The organism is Micromonospora marincola, assembly GCF_056150385.1.
In genome coordinates, this window is the sequence record NZ_JAXCFT010000001.1 from 175,177 (window position 1) to 196,857 (window position 21,681).

Here is a 21,681-nt window from a genome sequence, read left to right on the forward strand (position 1 = left end):
AGGCGGTGGCCGGAGGGATGGCACGCGACGTGGCGGGCAGTGACGCGGCACCCGACAGCGAGGACACGATCCAGATCGGGATCGCGGTCGACATCCCCGAGCCGTGGGGCGGGCTGCTCACCCGCCGCCGGGTGGAGGCCGGGGACCCGCAGGCCGTCCCGGCCCACGTCACCCTGCTCGGGCCCACCGAGATCCCGGTGCGCGCGTTGCCCGCGGTCGAGCAGCACCTGGCCCGGGTGGCCGGCGCGCACCTGCCGTTCACCCTGCACCTGCGCGGCACCGGCACGTTCCGCCCGGTCACCCAGGTGGTCTTCGTGACGGTGGCCGCCGGGATCAGCGAGTGCGAACTGCTCGCCTCCGCCATCAACTCGACCCCCGAGCTGCGTCGCGAGGCGCGCTTTCCCTACCACCCGCACGTCACCGTGGCCCAGGACGTGCCACCCGAGGTGCTCGACAAGGCGTACGAGGACCTGGCCGACTTCTCCGCGCTGTTCGAGGTGGAGGCGTTCACGCTCTTCTCGCACAGCGGGGCGGCCCGGTGGCAGCCCCGCCGCGACTTCCGGCTCGGCGGCGGGCGCTGAACACCCGACCGGCCGGGCCTCCTCCGCCGGGGACGGCGATCGGCGAGGATGACGGGGTGAACGTCTTCGGCCGGATCGAGGCGGCGGCGGGACGCCGGATCGACGCGGCCCGCGGTCGCTCACCGGTCTTCGACCACCTCTGGCAGGCCGGGACGCTCTACGGTGACCTGCTCGCGGGGCGGCTCGCCGCCGCCATCGCCTACTACGGCTTCTTCGCCGTGTTCGCGCTCGCGCTCGTCGCGTACTGGATCTTCGGTGCGGTGTTGCGGGACAACGAGGACGTCAGCCGCGCGGCGGCCGACTTCCTGCGGGAGAACCTGCCCTTCCTCGACCCGGCGCAGATCTCCGAGAGCAGCAACACCGTCGGCGTGGTCGGCCTGGTCATCCTGGTCTTCACCGGGATCGGCTGGGTGGAGGCGATCCGCTCCTCGCAGCGGCTGATGTACGGCTTCAACCAGCAGCCAGGCAACATCGTGGTGCGCCGCCTGGTCGACCTGGGCGTGCTGGTCGCGGTCTTCGTGCTGCTCTTCGTCTCGGTCGCCGCCGTCGACGCGCTGGAGTCGCTGCTGCGTTTCCTGCTGCGCAGCACCGGCTCGGTCGGCCTGACCACGGTCAGCGCGGTGCTGAGCGTGCTTGTCAACGCGGTGCTCGCCGCCGCGCTGCTGCTGGCCGTGCCCCGGCTGCGGATGAGCCGCCGTCGGTTACGCCCGGCGGTGCTGATGGTCGCGGTCGGGATCACCCTGCTCAACACCGTGGGCCGTTACTACGTGGTGCGCACCGAGCGGAACCCGGCCTACACGGTGGTGGCGACCGCCGTGGGCCTGCTGCTCTACCTCTACCTGCTCAACCAACTGGTGCTCTTCGGCGCCGCGCTCGCCGCCACCAGCCGGTACGGCCGGGTGGTCGACCTGGCCGAGGGCGGCGCGCGGGAGGTGGACGTGGAGGCGGACGTGCTCGACGAGGAGACCGATCCGGGTACCCCCGGGGGCGGGGGATGAGCCCGCGGATACGGGTCGACGCCGGGGCGGCGGCGCCCCCGTACGAGCAGGTGCGGGCGCAGCTCGCGAGCGCGATCTCCGACGGTCGGCTGGCGGTGGGCACCCGGCTGCCCGCGGTCCGGCAGCTCGCCGCCGACCTGGGGCTGGCGGTGAACACGGTGGCCCGGGCGTACCGGGAGCTGGAGGCCGCCGGGCTTGTGCAGACCCGGGGCCGGCACGGCACCGTGGTGGCCCCGGGGCGCGACGACGCCACCGACCGGCTGCACCGGGCCGCGGCCGACTACGCCGCCGAGGCGCGCCGCCTGGGCATACCGCCGGAGCGGGCCGTCGCCCTGGTCCGTGCGGCGTTGGACGCCGGTACCCGCGGCTGAGCGCGGTCGCCTGAGCGGGGAGAGTCGGGGGATTGCGCTCCCCGCCCGAACGTGGAACGACGATGATGGGCGCGTGGGCGCACTCGTGACACTGGACCTGCCGGACGACTCGCCGATGCTGGGCCTGCCGTGGATCATCACGTTCGGCCCGCTCGGCGCCGAGGACGAGTGGGAGCCGGTGGTCTGCGGGCCGTACGAACGGCCGCACGCGCTGGCGCTGGCCGAGGCGGTGGTGGCCGAGGAACAGCTGATGGCGGTCGTGGAGCCGCTGCTGCCGGCGCTGACGCCGGAGGAGATCCGCGGCGAGATCGCCGCCGCCCAGATCGCCGCCGAGGACGAGGCCGCCGAGATCGACCAGGCGGATCTCTACGGCGACTTCGAGGACGTCATCGACGATGAGTTGGAGCTGGCCGCCGAGCGCGAGCCGGAGCCGCAGCCGGCGAACCCGCCCGACGCCGACGAGATCCGCGCCGGGCTTGCCCGGATCGCCGCGCTGCTCACCGCGAAGGGCGGCTGAGATGCGGACAGCGGCCCCCGGGAGTTTTCCTCCCGGGGGCCGCTGTCACCTCACCCCCCACCACAAGGGGTCGGCAGCCCAGCCGCCCGTCGGCACGGGGCACAACGGACGGCCAGGTCGTTGGCGGGTTACCCGGCTCAACGCCGTTCGAACCACGCAGCCGCGTCCACCGGCAGGACGAGCCCGTCGCCCCGCTCGGTGAGGTCGGCGCTGGCGACGAGCGGCCGGCCGTGGCCGGCGACCGTCACGTCGGCGCCGCTGAGGTTGACCACGCAGGTCAGGTCGGTGCCGCCGGCCGAGCGGCGGAACGCCAGCACGCCGGGCTCCGTCTCCAGCCAGGCGATGCCGCCCAGGTCGGCGAGCGCCGGATGCTCACCCCGGATCCGCAACGCCGCCCGGTAGAGCTCAAGCGTCGAGCCGGCCACGTGGGTCTGTGCGGCCACCGAGAGGGCCCGCCACGTCGCCGGCGCCGGCAGCCAGCTCAGCTCGCTGCCGTCCGGCCCGAAGCCGTACGGGGCCAGCTCGCCGCTCCACGGCATCGGCACCCGGCAGCCGTCCCGGCTCTCGCCGGTGCGCCGGAACGCCGGGTCCTGACGCAGCTCGTCGGGGATGTCAAGCACCTCCGGCAGGCCCAGTTCCTCGCCCTGGTAGACGTAGGCGCAGCCGGGCAGCGCGAACATCAGCAGCGCGGCGGCCCGGGCGCGGCGCAGGCCGACCTCGCCGTCGCCGTACCTGGTGACGTGGCGCTGCCGGTCGTGGTTGGAGAGCACCCAGGTGGTCGGCGCGCCGACGATCGTCGACTCGGCGAGCGCCGTGTCGATCACCTTGCGGAACGAGTCGGCGGACCAGGTGGCGTCGAGGAAGTCGAAGCTGAACGCCTGGTGCAGCTCGTCCGGGCCGATGTAGCGGGCCAGCCGCTGCGGCGTCTCGGCCCACGCCTCGGCGACGGCCATCCGGCCGCCCGGGTAGCTGTCCAGGATCGGCCGCCAGGCGCGGTAGATGTCGTGCACCTCGTCCTGGTCGAAGTAGGGGAGCCGGCCCTTGCCGAGCAGCTCCGACTGGCGCCGGCCGGTGGTCATCGAGTTGAAGCCGACGTCCGGCAGGCCCTCGGCCTTGATCATCCCGTGTGCCACGTCGATCCGGAAACCGTCCACCCCACGGTCCAGCCAGAACCGCAGGATGTCTTCGAACTCGGCCCGCACCTCGGGGTGACGCCAGTTCAGGTCGGGCTGGGCCGGGTCGAACAGGTGCAGGTACCACTGCCCGTCGACCACCCGGGTCCAGGCCGGGCCGCCGAAGATGCTCTCCCAGTCGTTGGGGGGAAGCTCACCCCGCTCGCCCTTGCCGTCGGCGAACAGGTAGCGCTCGCGTTCCGGCGAGCCCGGGCCGGCGGCAAGCGCCGCGGTGAACCACGGGTGCGCGCTCGAGGTGTGGTTGGGCACCAGGTCGGCGATGATCCGCAGGCCCAGGGCGTGGGCGTCGGCGATCATCTCGTCGAAGTCGGTCAGGTTGCCGAAGAGCGGGTCCACGTCGCGGTAGTCGGCCACGTCGTAGCCGGCGTCGACCTGCGGCGAGGTGTAGAAGGGGGTGAGCCAGAGCGCGTCCACTCCCAGGTCCCGCAGGTAGGGCAGGCGTCGCCGGATGCCCTGGAGGTCACCGACGCCGTCGGAGTTCGCGTCGGCGAAGCTGCGGACGTAGACCTGGTAGACGACCGCGGTGCGCCACCAGTCGTCGTCGGTGGCAGGCGGCGTGGGGGCGGGGGCGGAGGTCATCGGCGGCGGGTTCCCGTTTCTGTGGCGGCGCAGCGTGTCTGAGCAGAATGCCGCGTCGGGGCTGCAAGAGTCAAGCATTCCTTGCGCAAGAAAGGCCATCGACCTTGCCTCGACCAGGGTCGAACCCACACCCAACCCGTCCCGCATCCCGAGAACCCCGGGGCGGGGGCGGGTCAGGCGGGGACGGCCAGGGAGGTGGGGGTGGGGCGCTGGCGGGTGGTCGACGTGGCCACCGCGGTGGAGCCGCGAACCACCAGCTCCGGGCGGAACAGGTATTCCGAGTTCGGGGCCGGGTGGCCGTTGATCTCGTCGACCAGGGCCCGCACGGCCGCCACCGCCATCGCCGCGACCGGCTGGCGCACGGTGGTCAGCGGCGGGTCGGTGAAGGCCATCAGCGGCGAGTCGTCGTACCCGACCACCGAGATGTCGCCGGGGACGGAGAGGTCTCGCTGGTGGGCCGCCCGGATCGCGCCGAGCGCCATCAGGTCCGAGCCGCAGACCAGGCCGGTCACGCCGCGTTCGAGGAGCCGGCCGGCGGCGGCCTCGCCGCCCTCCACACCGAACAGGGACAGCTCGGTCAGCTCGGTCAGGTCGTCGTCGGGGATGTCGGTGAGGCGCCGCATCGCGGCCTTGTAGCCGGCGACCTTGCGCTGCACCGGAACGAACCGGTCCGGCCCGGTGATCAGGCCGATCCGCCGGTGCCCGAGCGCGACCAGGTGGGCGACGGCCAGCTCGGCGGACTCGCGGTCGTCGCAGGAGACGAACGGCGCGGGGATGCCCGGCGCGTATCCGTTGATCATGACGATCGGCAGCGGCCGGGCGAGCAGCGTGCGGTACCGGTCGTGGTCCGCGGCGGTGTCGGCGTGCAGTCCCGAGACGAAGACGATGCCGGAGACCTGACGGTCCAGCAGCATCTCCACGTACTCGTCCTCGCGGACGCCGCCGGGGGTCTGCGTGCACAGCACCGGCGTGTAGCCGGTGGGGGCGAGGGCGGACTCGATGATCTGGGCGAACGCCGGGAAGATCGGGTTGTCCAACTCGGGCACGACCAGGCCGACAAGTCCGGCGCTGCGCTTGCGCAGCCGGGCCGGGCGCTCGTAGCCGAGCACGTCGAGGGCGGTGAGGACGGCCTGCCGGGTCTCCGGGGCCACTCCGGGGCGGTCGTTGAGCACCCGCGACACCGTGGCCTCGCTGACTTCGGCCTGTTGGGCGATGTCGGACAGTCGAGCGCGCATGGCCGCACTGTAGCTCAACGGCAAAGTCTTGCGTACGCTCCTGCAAGCCCTTCCATTCCCTGCAACCTCTTGCTAACGTCCCCGCAACATGCGAGACCGGCGGCGCGGCATCCCCGCACCGGTTAGCAAGAAATTTCAGGTTCCCGCTGGCGGTCGCCCTTCCCCCGGGCGTGCCGCCATGACGACAGGAGTACCGATGCGCATCCGTACCGCGGGTGTGGTCGCCGTCCTCGGCCTGGCGCTCGCCGCGTCCGGCTGTGGTGACAGCGGCAGCGACAAGCCGGCCGCCGAGCAGTCCGCAGGCAAGGCGACCGGCGGCAAGCTGGTCATCTGGGCCGACGACAAGCGCACCGCAGCCCTCAAGCCGTTCACGGACAAGTTCGGCCAGGAGAACGGCGTGACCGTCGAGGTGCAGGCCGTCCCGAACGAGGACCTCCAGAACAACTTCGTGACCGTGTCCAGCCAGGGCGGCGGGCCGGACGTGGTGATCGGCGCGCACGACTGGATCGGCAACCTGGTCCAGAACGGCGCCATCGACCCGGTGCAGCTCCCCGACGAGCAGAAGGCCGCCTTCAACGAGACCGCCGTCAAGGCGGTCACGTTCAACGGCCAGCTCTACGGCGTGCCCTACGCGCAGGAGAACCTGGCGCTGATCCGCAACACCGACCTGGCCCCCGAGGCGCCCAAGACGATCGAGGATCTGGTCGCCACCGGCAAGCGGCTCAAGGCGCAGAAGAAGGTCACCGAGACGCTGTGCCTCCAGGTCGGCCAGAAGGGCGACGCCTACCACATCTACCCGCTGTACACCTCGGCCGGTGGCTACCTCTTCGGCACCACCGCCAACGGCGACTACGACCCGAAGGACCTGGGCGTCGGCAAGCCGGAGTCGATCGCCGCGTTCAAGAAGATCGCCGCGCTCGGCGAGAAGGGCGAAGGCGTGCTGAAGCGTTCCATCGCCGACACCAACTCGACCGCCACGTTCACCGGCAAGAAGTGCGCCTTCCTGGTCTCCGGGCCGTGGGCCACCGCCGACGTGAAGAAGGCCGGCATCAAGTACGACGTCTCCGCCGTTCCGGGCTTCGCCGGTGGCAAGCCGGCCGCGCCGTTCGTGGGCGTCCAGTCCTTCTACGTGGCCGCCAAGGGCAAGAACAAGGCACTCGCCCAGGAGTTCGTCGCCAACTACGTCACCAAGCCGGAGCTGGCCGTGGCGCTGTACCAGGCCGACCCGCGTCCGCCGGCGCTGACCGCCGCGTTGGACCAGGTCAAGGCCACCGACCCGGATCTGGCCAAGTTCGTCGAGGCCGGCAGGAACGGCCAGGTGCTCCCGGCCATCCCGGCCATGGCCGCGATCTGGGACCCGTTCGGCAAGGCCGAGGCGGCCGTCATCGGCGGTGCCGACCCGACAGGCACGGTCACCGCGGCCGGCAAGACGATCGCCGGTTCGATCAAGTAATGAGCACGCCGCTTTCCGGCCCGGGGCCTGTCCGGCAGACCCCGGGCCGGGGGCCCGCACACACCGGGTCCCCCCGCTCGTCCCGTACCGCGCGGAACCACGCGCCGATCACCGCGGCCGGCCTCGCCGCGAAGGTGATCCTGCTCGGCCTGGTGGCCGGGATCGCGATCTGGGCGGCCTTCCCGCTCGTGGCGGCCGAGCAGTGGGTCGGCCTCGCCGTGCTCGTGGCGAGCACCGCCGCGCTGTTCTATCTCTACCTGGGCCGCCGGCACGTCCCGGCGAAGTACCTCGTCCCGGGCACGCTCTTCCTGATCGCGTTCCAGATCGTCCCGGTGCTCTACACCGCGAGCACGGCCTTCACCAACTTCGGCGACGGTCACCGCGGCAGCAAGGACGACGCGGTCGTCGCCATTCAGAGCTCCTCGGTGAAGCAGGTCCCCGGCTCCACCCAGTATCCGCTGTCGGTCGCCACCAAGGGCGACCCGGCCACCGGCCCGCTTGTCTTCCTGATCACCGATCCGAAGACCGGGACGGTCTCCGTCGGTGACGCCGAGGGCCTGCGGTCGCTCGACCCCGGCGCGGCCACTGTCGCCCCCGGTGGGAAGGTCACCGCGGCCGACGGCTACACCGTGCTGAGGTTCGGCCAGGCCGGCGCCCGCAGTAAGGACATCACCGACCTGGTGGTGCCGACCGCCGGTGGCGCGCTGCGATCGTCCGGCCTGTCCCGGGCGTACGAGGGCAAGGCCGTCCGGGCGTACGACGCGGCTTGTGACTGTGTCCGGGACAGCGACAGCGGCCGGACCTGGACGGCCGACGCGGAGGCCGGCGCGTTCGTCGCCGCCGACGGCGACCGGCTGGCCCAGGGCTGGAAGGTGAACGTCGGCCTGTCCAACTTCACCCGGGTGCTCACCGACGAGCGGATCTCCGGGCCGTTCCTCAGCACGCTGATCTGGAACTTCGCCTTCGCGATCGGTTCCACAGGCGGCACGTTCATCCTCGGCATGCTGATCGCGCTCGCCCTGCACTCGCCCCGGGTCCGTGGCACAAACATCTACCGGGTGCTGCTGATCCTGCCCTACGCCATGCCGTCGTTCGCGATGCTGCTGGTGTGGCGGGACATGTTCAACACCGACTTCGGTCTGATCAACAACATGTTCGGCCTGGGCGTCGACTGGTTCGGTCAGGCGTGGTCGGCCCGTGCCGCGGTCATCCTGGTGCAGCTCTGGCTCGGCTACCCGTACATGTTCCTGGTGGCCACCGGCGCCCTGCAGGCCATCCCGCGTGAGTTGACCGAGGCCACCTCGGTCGACGGGGCATCGCCCTGGCAGTCGTTCCGGGCGGTCACCCTGCCGCTGCTGCTTGTCGCGCTCTCGCCCCTGCTGATCTCGTCGTTCGCGTTCAACTTCAACAACTTCAACGCCATCTACCTGACCACCGAGGGGGCGCCGTTCCCGGCGGACAACCCCAGCAACGGCGCCACCGACCTGCTGATCACCTACACCTACCGACTGGCGTTCGGCGGACAGGCAGCGCAGTTCGGCTTCGCGGCGGCGATCTCGCTCTTCATCTTCGCCATCGTCGCGGTCGTGTCGGCGCTCAGCTTCCGGCGGACCCGCCAGCAGGAGGAGGTCTACTCATGACCACGCTCACCGGCGGCACAGTCACGGGGGGCGCGAGCGGTCCGGCGGCTGTCGGCCACCACACGGGCCGGCGGAGGAACCGCTGGTTCGCCCAGGTCGGCTGGCGGCACCTGGTCGGCCTGCTCGGCGTGCTGTTCAGTCTCTTCCCGCTGGTCTTCGTCGTCTCGGCGGCGCTCAATCCGCTCGGCACCCTCTCCTCCACCGCGCTGGTGCCGACCGGCGGGGTGTCGTTCGGCAACTTCTCCGAGCTGTTCGCCCGCACCGGGTTCGCCCACTGGTTCCTGAACTCGCTGCTCGTCGCCGGCGGGGCCTCGTTCGCCTCCGTCTTCCTCTCCGCGCTCGCGGCGTACGCCTTCTCCCGGATGCGGTTCCGGGGGCGGCGGGTGGGGTTGCTCTCGCTGCTGCTGATCCAGATGTTCCCGCAGTTCCTGGCGATCGTGGCGATCTTCCTCATCTTCGGCACGATCACCGACCTGTGGCCGGCCATCGGGTTCAACACACCGTGGGGCCTCCTGCTGCTCTACATGGGCGGCGCGCTGGGCGTGAACACCTGGCTGATGAAGGGCTTCTTCGACACGCTGCCCAGGGAACTGGACGAGTCTGCCACCATGGACGGCGCCTCGCACGCCCAGATCTTCTTCAAGATCATGCTGCCGCTTGTGGCGCCGATCCTCGCGGTCACCGGACTGCTCGCCTTCATCAACACCATCAACGAGTTCCTGATGGCGAGCGTCTTCCTCACCGACACCGACGCCAAGACCCTCGCGGTCGGCATGCGCACCATGCTGCAGGGCGCCGAGCGGAACACGAACTTCGGCATCTTCGCGGCGGGCACGCTGCTCACCGCGATCCCCACGGTGCTGGTGTTCCAGTTGCTCCAGCGCTACATCGTCTCCGGCCTGACCTCCGGAGCGGTGAAGGGCTGAAAGGAGGGGCCCCTTCTTAACGCATTCTGTATAGGAGGGGGCCCCGCCTAACACCTCAGCGCAGGAGCGCGCGAGCGCCCGCGAGGTAGGTGGCGCGGTCCGGGGAACCGGTGAGGATGCGCTGGGTGAAGTAGCCGGGGACCAGGCCGAACAGCGCCGCGCCCACGGCGGCCGGGTCGGCGTCCGTGGGCAGCTCCCCGGCATCCCGCGCCCGCTCGGCCGCCGCCACGAAATGGCCGCGCAACCGGGTGTACGTGGCGGCGACGAACTCGGCAAGCACCGGGTCTCGCTGCGCCTCGCTCCACACCTGGAGCGCCAGCGGCAGCACGCCGTCCGGGCCGAGCTGAGTGTCGACGAAGGTCAGGGCGCGTTCCAGCACCCCGGTCAGCGGCAGCGGCGGCTCGGCGGTGGACAGGTCGGCGAAGGTCGCGTCGGCGGTGCCGATCACCGCCTGGGCGATGGCCGTGATCAGGTCGTTCTTGCTCGGGAAATAGCGGTAGACCGCGCCGACCGAGAGCCCCGCCTCCTTGATCACGTCCTGCATCGAGGTGTGGTGGAACCCGTCGCGCACGAAGCAGCGCCGGGCCGCGTCGAGGATCTGCTGGCGGCGGGCGGCGAGGTGCTGCTCGGAGACACGTGGCACGCCCCACATTCTAAAGCGAACGTTCGTTCTTGACGAACGCGACGAGGCGGCGCACTCTCAATCCAAGAGAACGAACATTCGTTTTAAGGAGACGCGATGCTCCGCTCCCGCTCGTCCTGGACCCTCGCCGCGCTGCTCGTCGGCGTGGCGGTGGTGGCGCAGGCTCTGCTCGTACCCCTGTTCGCGGCGCCCGCCGCGCACCTCGCGCCGCGCGACCTGCCGGTGGCCGTGGCCGGCCCGCCGCCCGCCGTCGCCGAACTGACCGCCCGGCTCGCCGCCGCCCGACCCGGCGGCTTCGCGATCACCACGCTGCCGGACGCGGCGGCGGCCGACCGGGCGCTGCGCGACCGGGAGGTCTACGCCGCGTTCGTGGCCGGTCCGGACGGCGTCGCCCTGCACACCGCGCCGGCCGCCAGCCCGACCGTGGCGGCCCTGCTCACCGAGGCCGCCGGTCAACTCGCGAACGGCCGCCCGGTGCCGGTGACGCCTGTCGTGCCGGCCGACCCGGACGACCCGCGCGGAGCCGGGTTCGCCGCCGGCTTCCTGCCGCTCGCGCTCACCGGCATGCTGGCCGGCGCGCTGCTCACCCTGCTTGTCGCCGGCCGCCGCGCGCGACTGGCCGGCCTGATCGGGTACGCGGTGCTCGCCGGCCCGGCCGGCGTCGCGATGCTGCACGGCTGGCTCGGCCTGCTCGGCGGCGACCCGTGGCGGGAGGCGGCCGTGATCGGCCTGTTCTCGCTCGCCGCCGCCGGCACCGTCGCCGGCCTGGGCGCGCTGCTCGGCCGGGCCGGTCTCGGGCTCGGCGCGCTGCTTGTCTTCCTGGTCGGCAACCCGCTCTCGGCGGTCGCCGCCGCGCCCGAACTGCTGCCGCAGCCGTGGGGGACGGTGGGGCAGTTCCTGCCGGTCGGCGCCGGCGGCACGCTGCTGCGCTCGGCGGCCTTCTTCGACGGCGCGGGCGCCGGCCGGCCCCTTGCCGTGCTGACCGGGTACGCGCTGGTCGGGCTGGTCCTGGTGCTGGCCGGCCGGCGGGCCGGAGTCGGCGCGGACCCGGCGGCCAGGCCGGCGCGGGCCGAGGTCACGGTATGACGGCACCTCCGCGGGCCGACTACTACGCGGCGTCGTTGATGAGGGAGGATGGGCGGCGTGGAAGCTCTTCGACTGATCCTTCTCTACGTCCATCTGATCGGCTTCGCGCTGCTGCTCGGCGGCGGGATCGCCCAGTACGTCACGGGTCGCCTGCGGATCAACGCGGCCATGCTGTGGGGGGCGGTGATCCAGATCCTGACCGGTCTCGGACTGTCCGCTCCGTTGCGCGACGGCGACGAGCCGGCCCCGGCGAAGCTTGTTACCAAGTTGGTGCTCGCGCTGCTCATCTTCGTCATGGTTTTCTTCTCCCGTAAGCGGGAGTCCGTGAACCGTGGCCATTTCCTCGCGATCATCGGGTTGACGCTGCTCAACGCCGCGGTCGCGGTGTTCTGGCGATAGGCCGCCGAGCACCCGAAAAGCGGACGTTCGGGACACGTGCGCGCACGCCTACGGGCCCGATAAGTGATCTGCCCCACGCAAGGGTTACACCGGGGTAACGGACGCTCAACAGTCGTGCACGATTGTCGGCCGGTGGGTGGGCGCGGGCGTACGCTCCCGTCCGTAACGTGGGACGCCGGCGGCACACCGCAGGCCGGCGCAAGGGCTGCCACCGCGCACGACGCGGTCGGCAATGGGAAGGAGACGTCTTGCGCTCTGTGCGTGGGATGCGGATCGCCTCCGCTTTCGTAGCGGGTGGCCTCGTGCTGGGCGCCGCCGCTTGTGGTGAGGCCCCCGACGACAACAACGACGCCGGTGACACCGGCGGCAAGAAGTACAGCGCCTGCATGGTGACCGACGTCGGCGGCATCGACGACAAGTCCTTCAACACCTCCGCCTGGAAGGGCCTTCAGGAGGCGCAGAAGGAGAACGACAACATTGAGATCAAGAACGTCCAGTCGAAGGCTGAGGCGGACTACGAGGTCAACCTGACCGGGTTCGTCAACCAGAAGTGCGACTTCATCCTGGCCGTCGGTGGCCTGATGCAGGACGCCACCAAGAAGGCCGCCGCCGCGAACCCGAACCAGCAGTTCGGGATCGTGGACGCCAACCCGGGCGTGGCGAACGTCTACCCGATGCAGTTCGACACCGCGCAGGCCGCGTTCCAGGCCGGCTACCTGGCCGCCGGGATGAGCAAGAGCGGCAAGGTGGGCACCTACGGTGGCATGCCGATCCCGCCGGTCACCATCTTCATGGACGGTTTCGCCGACGGCGTGGCCTACTACAACAAGGCCAAGGACAAGAACGTCCAGGTGCTGGGCTGGGACAAGGCCACCCAGAAGGGCTCCTTCACCAACGACTTCGTCAAGCAGGACGAGGGCAAGAAGGTCTCGGACGCGCTTGTCGCCCAGGGCGCGGACATCATCATGCCGGTCGCTGGCGGCTCCGGCCTCGGCACCACCGCCGCCGCCAAGGCGTCCGGCGGCAAGTACTCGGTCGTCTGGGTGGACGTCGACGGCTGCGAGAGCACCCCGGACTGCTCCGCGATCGTGACCACGGTCGTCAAGAACATCCCGGAGGCCGTCAAGGAGGCCGTCGTCAAGGCCGCCGGTGGCGAGAAGCTCCAGTCCACGCCGGGCTTCGTGGGCACCCTGGCCAACAGCGGTGTCTCCATCGCGCCGTACCACGACTTCGACAGCAAGGTCCCGGCGGACCTGAAGGCCGAGGTCGACAAGATCAAGGCGGACATCGCCGCCGGCACCATCACGGTCACCTCGAAGGCCCAGCCGACCAAGTGACCGCTCCGCCGGCCGCCGCGGTGAGATCATCGGCAGCGGGGCCGGCGGGCACCAGGTAGCACGATCCGGCCGTCCCGGGCGTACGGGGTCCGCACCCCGCGCCCCGGGGCGGCCGGTCACCTTGATCCCCCACCCGGCGTGGTGGCCGCGCGGCAGTCGCTACGCTGCACCATCGCTCGCACTCCAGGAGGTTGCGCTGAGACTCGAACTGCGCGGCATCACCAAACGGTTCGGTGATCTGGTCGCCAACGACCACATCGACCTCACGGTGGAGCCTGGAGAGATCCACGCCCTGCTCGGCGAGAACGGCGCCGGCAAGTCGACCCTGATGAACGTGCTCTACGGGCTCTACCAGCCGGACGAGGGCGAGATCCTGGTCGACGGGAAGCCGCTGAAGCTGAGGGGCCCGTCGGACGCCATCGCCGCCGGGATCGGCATGGTGCACCAGCACTTCATGCTGGTGCCGGTCTTCACCGTGGCCGAGAACGTGATGCTCGGCGCCGAGCAGGTCACGGTGCCCTTCGCCGGCCTCCTGGACCGCAGGCGGGCCCGGCGCGAGGTCGCCGAGGTCTCCGAGCGGTACAACCTCCGGGTCGACCCGGACGCGGTGATCGAGGACCTGCCGGTCGGCATCCAGCAGCGGGTGGAGATCGTCAAGGCCCTCACCCGCGACGTCGACCTGCTCATCCTCGACGAGCCGACGGCCGTGCTCACCCCGCAGGAGACGGACGAGCTGCTCACCGTCATGCGGTCGCTGAAGGCCGCCGGCAAGTCGATCGTGTTCATCACCCACAAACTGGGCGAGGTGAAGGCGATCGCGGACCGGATCACCGTGATCCGGCGCGGGCGGACGGTCGGCACCGCCGAACCGAGCGCCAGCCGGGACGAGCTGGCCGCGCTGATGGTCGGCCGCAACGTCCGGCTGACCGTGGACAAGCAGCCCGCCCAGCCGGGCGAGCCGGTCCTGGAGGTGGCCGGCCTGGTCGTCGACGACGACCGGCAGGTACGCGCCGTCGACGGCGTCGACCTGACCGTGCACGCCGGTGAGGTGCTCGGCGTCGCGGGCGTGCAGGGCAACGGACAGACCGAGCTGATCGAAGCGATCATGGGCCTGCGCCCGGCGCTCGGCGGCACGGTCCGTCTCGACGGCGAGTCGACGAAGGGCTGGTCCACCAAGAAGGTGCTCCGTGCCGGCGTCGGCTACGTTCCCGAGGACCGCAGCGTCGACGGTCTGGTCAAGGAGTTCTCCGTCGCGGAGAACCTGGTGCTCGACATCTATGATCGGCCGCCGTTCGGCCGGGGCCTGTCGCTGAAGCCGGACGCGATCGCGAAGTCGGCGAAGGAGCGGATCGAGCAGTTCGACGTCCGTACCTCGTCGGCGGAGGCGTCGGTAGGCACGCTCTCCGGCGGCAACCAGCAGAAGGTGATCGTGGCCCGGGAGCTGTCCCGGCCGCTGAAGCTCCTCATCGCCGCCCAACCCACCCGGGGCGTGGACGTCGGCTCGATCGAGTTCATCCACAGCCAGGTGATCCGGGAACGGGACGTCGGCACCGCGGTCATGGTGGTCTCCAGCGAACTGGACGAGGTGATCGGCCTGGCCGACCGGATCGCGGTGATGTACCGCGGCCGGGTCATCGGCATCGTCGGCCCGGACACCCCGCGCGAGGAGATCGGCCTGCTGATGGCCGGCATCACCCCGGACACCGACACCGCGGCCACGACCGCTGACGGCACCGTCGACGAGGACGAGTCATGACTGAACCAAACCCGGCGCCGGACTCCCCGGACGTGCCGGGCTCCCCGGACAAGGAGCCGGCGGCCGAGGCGCAGGAGGCGCGCGCCGAGGCCCGGGCGACGCCAACCGCGCCGTCCGGCGACACCGCGCGAGCGGCGACCACCACCACCGCGACGAAGCCGGCCCCGGCCGGCGAGCCCCGCCCCACCCTGGGCCGGCTCTTCCTGGACAACCTCTGGGCCGCCAACACGGTCACCGTGACCGTGCTCGCGGTGGTGCTCGCCATGCTTGTCGGCGCCGTGCTGATCGTCGTCTCCGACCCGGACGTGCTTGCCACCTACGGCTACATCACCGCGCGTCCGGCGGACGCGCTGAACGCGAGCTGGACCGTGGTCAGCGAGGCGTACGCGAACCTGTTCAAGGGCGCGATCTTCGACCCGGACGCGGTCGGCTTCACCGCCGCGATGGGTCCGATCTCGGAGACGCTCACCTACACCGCGCCGCTGGTCTTCACCGGCCTGTCGGTGGCGCTCGCGTTCCGCGGCGGCCTGTTCAACATCGGCGCCCAGGGCCAGGCGACCATCGGCGTCATCCTGGCCGCCGTGGCCGGCTTCGCGCTGCCGCTGCCGCCCGGCGTGCACCTGCTCGTGGCGCTGATCGCCGGCGCGCTCGGCGGCGCGCTCTGGGGCTTCATCCCGGGCATCCTCAAGGCGCGCACCGGCGCCCACGAGGTGATCAACACGATCATGCTCAACTACGTGGCGGTCTACTTCCTGTCCTGGATCATCGTCCAGAACGGGGTGCAGAACCCGAACCGGTCGGACGCGATCAGCAAGCCGGTCGAGTCCTCCGCGCAGCTTCCCCGGCTGCTCGGCGACAACCTGCGGGTGCACGCCGGCATCCTGCTCGCGGTGCTTGCCACCTGGTTCATCGCCTGGCTGCTCAACCGCTCCACGCTCGGCTTCGAGCTGCGCGCGGTGGGCGCGAACCCGGACGCGGCCCGGACCGCGGGCATCAGCGTGACGAAGACGTACGTGCTGGTGATGGTCGTCGCCGGTCTGCTGGCCGGCCTCGGCGGCTCGAACATGGTGCTCGGCTCCACCGCCACCGCGCTGACCCCGCTGGTGATCGCGCAGATCGGCTTCGACGGCATCCTGGTCGCGTTGCTGGGCCGGGTGAAGCCGTGGGGCGTGCTGCTGGCGGCGTTGCTGTTCGGCGCGCTCCAGGCCGGCGGCAACCGGATGCAGTCGTACTCCGGGATCTCGCTGGAGCTGGTCACCGTGCTCCAGGCCGTCATCGTCATCTTCATCGCCGCGCCCGCCCTGGTGAAGGCGATCTTCCAGCTCCGGGCGGCCCGCGCCGCCCGGCTGCAGACGAGCCTCGCGAAGGGCTGGTGAGCATGTCCACCACCGCTGTCCCCGACGTCGCGGTCACCGCGGTCGACGAGGGTTTCTGGACGCGCGCCCGCAAGGCCGGCGCCGTCCTGCTGGCGCTGGGTGTGCTCGCGGCGGTGCTGTTCGGCGCGCTCGCCACCGACCAGCAGGCCCGCTTCACGCTCAGCGAGACCGAGGGCGGCGCCGCCCTGGAGATCAACGGCACGGTCGGCGCGATCCTGTTCGGGGTCATCGCCACTGCGGCCGGGGCCGCCCTGCTCGCGGGCGTGCCCAAGCGCTGGTTCACGCTGCTGCTCGGCGCCGGGCTGGTCGCCTTCGTGCTGAGCTTCCTGTGCTGGCAGGTCTCCGCCGCGCCCGAGGGGCGCAACTTCATGCCGCTTGTCAACGTGGTGCGGGGGACGTTCATCCTCGCGCTGCCGTTGATCTTCGGCGCGCTTGCCGGGGTGCTCTGTGAGCGCTCCGGCGTGGTCAACGTGGCGATCGAGGGCCAACTGCTGATGGGCGCGTTCTCCGGCGCGCTGTTCGGCAGCATCTCCGGCAGCGTCTGGGTGGGCTTGGTGGCCGCCGCGATCGGCGGCGCGTTCATCTCGCTGCTGCTTGCCGTGTTCGCCATCCGTTACCTGGTCGACCAGGTGGTCATGGGCATCGTGCTCAACCTGCTGGCGGTCGGCGTCACCGGCTTCCTCTACGAGCGGCTGATGCAGACCGACACGGCGAAATACAACAGCGCGCCCCGGTTCGGCAACTGGGAGATCCCGCTGCTGAAGGACATCCCGCTGCTCGGCCCGGCGCTGTTCCGGGGCAACATCTTCCTCTACCTCGGCCTGCTGCTGGTGCTGGTCATCCACCTGGCGCTGTTCCGGACCCGGTGGGGCCTGCGGACCCGCTCGGTCGGCGAGCACCCCACCGCCGCCGACACGCTCGGCGTGAAGGTGCTGGGGCTGCGCTACCGCAACGTCATCATGGCCGGTCTGGTGGCCGGCATCGGTGGGGCGTCTTACACGCTTGCGCTCTACTCGTTCACCAAGAACATGATCGGCGGTAAGGGCTTCATCGCCCTGGCCGCGCTGATCTTCGGTCGGTGGAGCCCGACCGGCGCGCTCCTCGCGGCGCTCTTCTTCGGCTTCGCCGACCAGCTCGCGACCTACCTGGGCGCGATCGGCAGCAGCATCCCGAGCCAGTTCCTGGCGATGCTGCCCTACCTGGCGACGATCCTGGCGGTGGCCGGGTTGGTCGGCAAGGTCCGGGCGCCGGCCGCCGACGGCAAGCCGTACGTCAAGGGCTGACCGCCCGCGACGCACAGTGCCCGGCGGGGGAGACCCGCCGGGCACCGTCGTCTCCGGCCGGGCTCGCGACCGATCGGCGTGAATTGGGCAGAATGGGAGTCGTGATGGAGATCGACTGGGAGCGGCTGCGGGCCGCCGCCACCGAGGTGATGCGGCACGCGTACGTGCCGTACTCGAAGTTCCCGGTCGGGGCCGCCGCCCTGGTCGACGACGGCCGGGTGGTGGTCGGCTGCAACGTGGAGAACGCCGCGTACGGCGTGGTGCTCTGCGCCGAGTGCGGCGTGGTCTCCTCGCTGCACGCCACCGGCGGCGGCCGGATCGTGGCGTTGTCCTGCGTGGATGCGACAGGCGAGCCGCTGATGCCGTGCGGCAGGTGCCGGCAGTTGCTCTGGGAGCAGGGCGGCCCGGAGTGCCTGGTCGAGGCGAAGGGCGGCCCGCTGCGGATGGCCGAGCTGCTGCCGCACGCCTTCGACGTGACAGACATCGAGGCGGTGACAGGCGAGCACCCGGTGCCCGTGGTGCCGGACCGGTTGGCCGCCTGGCGGGGTCGGGGCACCGTGTTCGTGCACCCCGACCTGTCGGACGGCCAGCAGGTCTGGACGGCGTACTGGGAGCGGTCGGCGGGGGACTCGGAGGACGCCGAGACCGGCGTGCTGGAGGAGGCCCCGACCTGGGACGATCCGACCGGGGCGATCGAGTGGGGGCTGGCGCGGACGCCGCGCGTGGTCGTGGTGGACGCCTCGGGCGCGATCTTCTGGGCGGGTGAGGGTGAGCCGCCGTCGGAGATTCCGGTGCGGTGGGGTGGCTGAGGTGGGGGCCCAGGCCTGACGTTGGTCGCCGTTCGCGGGGTCGGTGCGACCACGCGCGAGTTACTGATTGGATCTTGTGGTGAGTGCTTTTACGGCGGTTGATGTCATTCGGACGAAGCGGGACGGGGGTGAGCTGAGCGACGGGCAGATCGACTGGGTGGTGGACGCGTACACCCGGGGGCTGGTGGCCGACGAGCAGATGTCGGCGCTGGCGATGGCGATCCTGCTGCGCGGCATGACTGTTCCGGAGATCGCCAGGTGGACCGCCGCCATGATCGCCAGCGGCGAGCGGCTGGACCTGTCGTCGGTGGCCCGGCCGACCGTGGACAAGCACTCCACAGGTGGCGTCGGCGACAAGATCACCCTGCCGCTGACCCCGCTCGTCGCGGCGTGCGGCGCGGCGGTACCGCAGCTCTCCGGCCGGGGACTGGGCCACACCGGCGGCACGCTCGACAAGCTGGAGTCGATCCCGGGCTGGCGGGCGGCGCTGAGCAACGACGAGTTCATCGCCCAGCTCGGCGACGTCGGCGCGGTGATCTGCGCGGCAGGTGACGGGCTCGCCCCGGCCGACCGCAAGCTGTACGCGCTGCGCGACGTCACAGGCACCGTCGAGGCGATCCCGCTGATCGCCAGCTCGATCATGAGCAAGAAGATCGCCGAGGGGACCGGCGCGCTGGTGCTGGACGTGAAGGTCGGCTCCGGCGCCTTCATGAAGAACGCCGACGACGCCCGCGAACTGGCCCGCACCATGGTCGAGCTGGGCGGCGCGCACGGGGTGCGCACGGTCGCCCTGCTCACCGAGATGTCCACCCCGCTGGGCCGGGCCGTCGGCAACGCGGTCGAGGTGACCGAGTCGGTGGAGGTGCTTGCCGGTGGCGGCCCGGCCGACGTGGTGGAGCTGACGCTGGCCCTGGCTCGGGAGATGCTCGACGCCGCCGGCCTGCCGGACGCCGATCCGGCCGCCGCGCTGCGCGACGGCCGAGCCATGGACGCGTGGCGCGCGATGATCCGGGCGCAGGGCGGCGACCCGGACGCCCCGATGCCGACCGCGAACGAGATCGAGCTGGTCACCGCGGCGGAGGACGGCTGGGTGACCGAGGTCGACGCGTACGCGATCGGGGTGGCCGCCTGGCGGCTCGGCGCCGGGCGCGCCCGCAAGGAGGACCCGGTGAGCATCCCGGCCGGCGTGGTGCTGCACAAACGCCCCGGCGACCAGGTGCGCGTGGGTGACCCGCTGTTCGAGCTGCGCGCCGAGCACGCCGAGCGGATTCCGGCCGCGCTCGACGAGGCACGCCTGGCGGTCCGGGTGGCGCCGACGGCCCCGGCCGGCACGCCGCTTGTCATCGAACGGATCGGGTGACCGGCCGGCCATGGTGCCGGCCCGGTCGGAGCCGCTATCCTCGCAGGCCAGGGGGACCGACCGGCAACGAGCCGAGGCGAGCAGACAAGGACTGACCTTGCGCGTATCCGCTCCCGACCCCCGGGCCGTCCGTGAGGCGAGCCTCGACGAGCTGTCCCGGCTGGGTCTTCCGCTGCCGCCGCCGCAGTTCCCGCTGGTCTGGGAGCCGGGCGACGAGATCGAGCTACGCCCGACGCCGGATATCGAGGCCCGGATCGCGGTGCTGCACGTGATCCTGGCCCGCTGCTTCGGGATGCCCGCGCGGGCGGCGATGGGCTGGCTGCTGGAGTCGCACCTGGTGGAGATGGTGACGCCGCCGGAGTGGCAGTTCGTGATGGGCGGCCGGGGCGATCACCGCTCGTTCGTGCTGCACCACGACGCGCTCTTCTCGCTTGCCTGGGTGCTCGGCCTGGCGAAGCAACTGGACCCGACCGTGCCGGTGGACGAGCGCCTGGTCGAGCGGATGCCGAACCTGGTCACGGGCGAGACGTTCCCGCAGTGGCGGGCCCGCATCCTGGCCGCTCCGCAGCATCCCGCCGACGCCGCCGCCCTGCTCGACCTGCACTACTGCCTGGACTGGGCCTACCTGGAGACCGAGCGGGCCGGCCAGGCGCTGCCCGGGCTCGTGGACGCGAACGCGATCGGGCAGCGCCGGTGGGCGCTGGAGTGGGCGGTGGTGCTGCGTGGGCCGTACCACGACGAGCCGCCGGGCTGGGAAGAGGTCGACCTCTCCACCTAGCTGACGGGGCGGTGCGTGCCGAGCCGGACGGCGAGCGTGACAGGCGTCGGCTCGGGCAGCGCGGCGATCCGCGCGGCGAGCCGTTCCGGGTCGGCGTGCCAGGCGCTGGGACCCATTCCGACAAGCGTGGTGACCTCGGTGCGGGTCAGCGCCAGCCGGGCCCGGTGCTCGGTGGCGGACTCCTCGACGAAGTGCCCGCCCAGACTGCCGGCGACCCGGTCGGCCTTGGCCGGGTCCACCCGCAGCAGGTCGAGCGCCTCGACCAGTTCGCCGAGATGGTCGGGGGTCGGGGTGACCACAAGCAGCGCGCCGTCCGGGTCGAGCACCCGGTGGAACTCCGGGCCGTTGCGCGGCGCGAAGACGTTCAGCAGCACGGCGGTGGACCGGTCGGCCAGGGGCAGCCGCTGCCAGGTGTCGGCGAGCGCGGCGGCGGCTCGCGGGTGCGCCCGGGCCGCGCGACGCAGCGCCGGCTTGGAGACGTCCAGGGCCAGGCCGGCGGCGTCCGGCAGCGCCGCAAGCACCGCGGCGAGGTAGTGCCCGGTCCCGGCGCCGGGCTCCACCACCAGGGGATACGGGTCGTCGGGCGCGACCGCCGTCGCGGTGGCGGCCAGCGCGGCGGCCACGGTGTCGTAGTGGCCGGCGGCGAGGAAGTCGGCCCGCGCGGCGACCATCTCCGCGCTGTCCCCGCTGTGCGGGGCGCGGCCGGCGAGCAGGTTGACGTACCCCTGCCGGGCGGTGTCGAAGCTGTGCCGGCGTGGGCAGCGCAGCGCGCGGGTGGTGCCGGCGGTGGTCCCGGCCAGTGGCTCGCCGCAGACCGGGCAGCGCAGTCGGGCCAGCACCGGGGCGAGCGCGGCGGGAGCGGGATCAACCACCGGGGGATCCTATTCCTGCGGCCCGACGACGGATCTAGATTGATGGCATGTCAACAAGTGAGCGCCTGTGGGAGCTGTTCGGGGAGCACGGGCGGGGGGTGCTTGTCACCCTGCGCCGCGACGGCCGTCCCCAGCTCTCCAACGTCGACTACCTGGCCGAGCCGGGGCTCATCCGCTGCTCGACCACCGCCGACCGGGCGAAGGTACGCAACCTGCGCCGCGACCCCCGGGCCAGCTTCCACGTGACCACCGCAGACGGCGGGGCGTACGCGGTAGCCGAGGGCACGGTGACGCTCACCCCGCCCGCCGCCGCGACCGACGACGCGACGGTCGAGGAGCTGGTCGAGGTCTACCGCCGGATCCGCGGCGAGCATCCGGACTGGGCGGACTACCGGGCCGTCATGGTCGCCGACGGCCGACTGGTGCTGCGTTTGGCGGTCGAGCGGGTGTACGGCTGGCGACCCTGATCCGTCCGGCGACCGCCGGTGA

The 21,681-nt window shown here is 71.7% G+C and carries 21 protein-coding genes; 17 read left to right on the plus strand and 4 right to left on the minus strand.

Annotation, left to right across the window (positions count from 1 at the left end):
• The first annotated feature begins 17 nt into the window (after positions 1 to 17).
• From SM450_RS00890 to SM450_RS00905, 4 genes are all read left to right on the plus strand, one after another.
• The gene (locus SM450_RS00890) at positions 18 to 581 is read left to right on the plus strand and encodes a 2'-5' RNA ligase family protein (protein ID WP_474618333.1); all 564 of its coding nucleotides are present in this window, start codon (positions 18 to 20) and stop codon (positions 579 to 581) included.
• Positions 582 to 637: 56 nt separating this feature from the next.
• Positions 638 to 1,579: a YhjD/YihY/BrkB family envelope integrity protein gene (locus SM450_RS00895; protein WP_474617715.1), complete on the plus strand. Its 942-nt coding sequence runs from the start codon at positions 638 to 640 to the stop codon at positions 1,577 to 1,579.
• A complete protein-coding gene (locus tag SM450_RS00900; RefSeq protein WP_474617716.1) occupies positions 1,576 to 1,950 on the plus strand; it encodes a GntR family transcriptional regulator in 375 nt (124 codons plus the stop codon). The genes SM450_RS00895 and SM450_RS00900 overlap by 4 nt, the downstream gene beginning before the upstream one ends.
• A gap of 73 nt (positions 1,951 to 2,023) precedes the next feature.
• Positions 2,024 to 2,467 (plus strand): hypothetical protein, encoded by a 444-nt coding sequence (locus tag SM450_RS00905; protein WP_474617717.1) that lies wholly within the window; start codon positions 2,024 to 2,026, stop codon positions 2,465 to 2,467.
• A gap of 137 nt (positions 2,468 to 2,604) precedes the next feature.
• Here SM450_RS00905 and SM450_RS00910 read toward each other — a convergent pair whose 3' ends face one another.
• Both SM450_RS00910 and SM450_RS00915 read right to left on the minus strand, forming a co-directional pair.
• Positions 2,605 to 4,239, minus strand: coding sequence for a glycoside hydrolase family 13 protein (locus SM450_RS00910; RefSeq protein ID WP_474617718.1), 1,635 nt, complete (start codon positions 4,237 to 4,239; stop codon positions 2,605 to 2,607).
• A 173-nt stretch (positions 4,240 to 4,412) separates the two neighbouring features.
• Positions 4,413 to 5,474, minus strand: coding sequence for a LacI family DNA-binding transcriptional regulator (locus tag SM450_RS00915; RefSeq protein WP_474617719.1), 1,062 nt, complete (start codon positions 5,472 to 5,474; stop codon positions 4,413 to 4,415).
• A gap of 196 nt (positions 5,475 to 5,670) precedes the next feature.
• Here SM450_RS00915 and SM450_RS00920 point away from each other — a divergent pair, with 196 nt between their 5' ends.
• From SM450_RS00920 to SM450_RS00930, 3 genes are read left to right on the plus strand one after another with little or no spacing between them, the layout of a single operon-like run.
• Positions 5,671 to 6,927, plus strand: a complete 1,257-nt coding sequence (locus SM450_RS00920) for a sugar ABC transporter substrate-binding protein (RefSeq protein WP_474617720.1) — start codon at positions 5,671 to 5,673, stop codon at positions 6,925 to 6,927.
• A complete protein-coding gene (locus tag SM450_RS00925; protein ID WP_474617721.1) occupies positions 6,927 to 8,567 on the plus strand; it encodes an ABC transporter permease subunit in 1,641 nt (546 codons plus the stop codon). The genes SM450_RS00920 and SM450_RS00925 overlap by 1 nt, the downstream gene beginning before the upstream one ends.
• A complete protein-coding gene (locus tag SM450_RS00930) occupies positions 8,564 to 9,493 on the plus strand; it encodes a sugar ABC transporter permease (protein ID WP_474617722.1) in 930 nt (309 codons plus the stop codon). The genes SM450_RS00925 and SM450_RS00930 overlap by 4 nt, the downstream gene beginning before the upstream one ends.
• 55 nt (positions 9,494 to 9,548) lie before the next feature.
• On the opposite strand, the gene SM450_RS00935 is transcribed toward SM450_RS00930, so the two are convergent.
• Complete coding sequence (locus SM450_RS00935) at positions 9,549 to 10,136, minus strand: TetR/AcrR family transcriptional regulator (protein WP_474617723.1); 588 nt, start codon at positions 10,134 to 10,136, stop codon at positions 9,549 to 9,551.
• 96 nt (positions 10,137 to 10,232) lie between these two features.
• Here SM450_RS00935 and SM450_RS00940 point away from each other — a divergent pair, with 96 nt between their 5' ends.
• The 9 genes from SM450_RS00940 to SM450_RS00980 all read left to right on the plus strand — a co-directional run bounded on the left by SM450_RS00940 (position 10,233) and on the right by SM450_RS00980 (position 20,320).
• Positions 10,233 to 11,222: a hypothetical protein gene (locus SM450_RS00940; RefSeq protein WP_474617724.1), complete on the plus strand. Its 990-nt coding sequence runs from the start codon at positions 10,233 to 10,235 to the stop codon at positions 11,220 to 11,222.
• Between the two features lie 57 nt (positions 11,223 to 11,279).
• Positions 11,280 to 11,621 carry a hypothetical protein gene (locus tag SM450_RS00945; RefSeq protein WP_098746061.1) on the plus strand — a complete coding sequence of 114 codons (342 nt, stop codon included), beginning with the start codon at positions 11,280 to 11,282 and terminating at the stop codon, positions 11,619 to 11,621.
• A 266-nt stretch (positions 11,622 to 11,887) separates the two neighbouring features.
• Positions 11,888 to 12,958, plus strand: a complete 1,071-nt coding sequence (locus SM450_RS00950; protein WP_474618334.1) for a BMP family lipoprotein — start codon at positions 11,888 to 11,890, stop codon at positions 12,956 to 12,958.
• Positions 12,959 to 13,214: 256 nt separating this feature from the next.
• Positions 13,215 to 14,714 carry an ABC transporter ATP-binding protein gene (locus tag SM450_RS00955; protein WP_474618335.1) on the plus strand — a complete coding sequence of 500 codons (1,500 nt, stop codon included), beginning with the start codon at positions 13,215 to 13,217 and terminating at the stop codon, positions 14,712 to 14,714.
• Positions 14,711 to 16,090: an ABC transporter permease gene (locus SM450_RS00960; RefSeq protein ID WP_474617725.1), complete on the plus strand. Its 1,380-nt coding sequence runs from the start codon at positions 14,711 to 14,713 to the stop codon at positions 16,088 to 16,090. The genes SM450_RS00955 and SM450_RS00960 overlap by 4 nt, the downstream gene beginning before the upstream one ends.
• A gap of 2 nt (positions 16,091 to 16,092) precedes the next feature.
• Entirely contained in the window at positions 16,093 to 17,373 is a 1,281-nt protein-coding gene (locus SM450_RS00965; RefSeq protein WP_474617726.1) for an ABC transporter permease, read from the plus strand.
• Positions 17,374 to 17,465: 92 nt separating this feature from the next.
• Positions 17,466 to 18,182 carry a cytidine deaminase gene (locus SM450_RS00970; protein ID WP_474617727.1) on the plus strand — a complete coding sequence of 239 codons (717 nt, stop codon included), beginning with the start codon at positions 17,466 to 17,468 and terminating at the stop codon, positions 18,180 to 18,182.
• A gap of 79 nt (positions 18,183 to 18,261) precedes the next feature.
• Positions 18,262 to 19,542 carry a thymidine phosphorylase gene (locus SM450_RS00975; RefSeq protein ID WP_474617728.1) on the plus strand — a complete coding sequence of 427 codons (1,281 nt, stop codon included), beginning with the start codon at positions 18,262 to 18,264 and terminating at the stop codon, positions 19,540 to 19,542.
• 97 nt (positions 19,543 to 19,639) lie between these two features.
• Entirely contained in the window at positions 19,640 to 20,320 is a 681-nt protein-coding gene (locus SM450_RS00980; protein ID WP_474617729.1) for a DUF4272 domain-containing protein, read from the plus strand.
• On the opposite strand, the gene SM450_RS00985 is transcribed toward SM450_RS00980, so the two are convergent.
• Positions 20,317 to 21,159 (minus strand): putative RNA methyltransferase, encoded by an 843-nt coding sequence (locus SM450_RS00985; protein WP_474618336.1) that lies wholly within the window; start codon positions 21,157 to 21,159, stop codon positions 20,317 to 20,319. The genes SM450_RS00980 and SM450_RS00985 overlap by 4 nt on opposite strands.
• Positions 21,160 to 21,239: 80 nt before the next feature.
• Between SM450_RS00985 and SM450_RS00990 the strand changes: the two genes are divergently transcribed.
• Positions 21,240 to 21,659: a PPOX class F420-dependent oxidoreductase gene (locus SM450_RS00990; RefSeq protein WP_474617730.1), complete on the plus strand. Its 420-nt coding sequence runs from the start codon at positions 21,240 to 21,242 to the stop codon at positions 21,657 to 21,659.
• Positions 21,660 to 21,681 lie beyond the last annotated feature (22 nt).

What these genes read in the sequence shown, in the direction of transcription:
- SM450_RS00925 (WP_474617721.1), top strand. Translation starts at nt 6,927, where the DNA reads ATGAGCACGCCGCTTTCCGGCCCGGGGCCTGTCCGGCAGACCCCGGGC.
- SM450_RS00900 (WP_474617716.1), top strand. Translation starts at nt 1,576, where the DNA reads ATGAGCCCGCGGATACGGGTCGACGCCGGGGCGGCGGCGCCCCCGTAC.
- SM450_RS00990 (WP_474617730.1), top strand. Translation starts at nt 21,240, where the DNA reads ATGTCAACAAGTGAGCGCCTGTGGGAGCTGTTCGGGGAGCACGGGCGG.
- SM450_RS00950 (WP_474618334.1), top strand. Translation starts at nt 11,888, where the DNA reads ATGCGGATCGCCTCCGCTTTCGTAGCGGGTGGCCTCGTGCTGGGCGCC.
- SM450_RS00970 (WP_474617727.1), top strand. Translation starts at nt 17,466, where the DNA reads ATGGGAGTCGTGATGGAGATCGACTGGGAGCGGCTGCGGGCCGCCGCC.
- SM450_RS00890 (WP_474618333.1), top strand. Translation starts at nt 18, where the DNA reads ATGGCACGCGACGTGGCGGGCAGTGACGCGGCACCCGACAGCGAGGAC.
- SM450_RS00910 (WP_474617718.1), bottom strand. Translation starts at nt 4,239, where the DNA reads ATGACCTCCGCCCCCGCCCCCACGCCGCCTGCCACCGACGACGACTGG.
- SM450_RS00940 (WP_474617724.1), top strand. Translation starts at nt 10,233, where the DNA reads ATGCTCCGCTCCCGCTCGTCCTGGACCCTCGCCGCGCTGCTCGTCGGC.
- SM450_RS00920 (WP_474617720.1), top strand. Translation starts at nt 5,671, where the DNA reads ATGCGCATCCGTACCGCGGGTGTGGTCGCCGTCCTCGGCCTGGCGCTC.
- SM450_RS00930 (WP_474617722.1), top strand. Translation starts at nt 8,564, where the DNA reads ATGACCACGCTCACCGGCGGCACAGTCACGGGGGGCGCGAGCGGTCCG.
- SM450_RS00915 (WP_474617719.1), bottom strand. Translation starts at nt 5,474, where the DNA reads ATGCGCGCTCGACTGTCCGACATCGCCCAACAGGCCGAAGTCAGCGAG.
- SM450_RS00965 (WP_474617726.1), top strand. Translation starts at nt 16,093, where the DNA reads ATGTCCACCACCGCTGTCCCCGACGTCGCGGTCACCGCGGTCGACGAG.
- SM450_RS00960 (WP_474617725.1), top strand. Translation starts at nt 14,711, where the DNA reads ATGACTGAACCAAACCCGGCGCCGGACTCCCCGGACGTGCCGGGCTCC.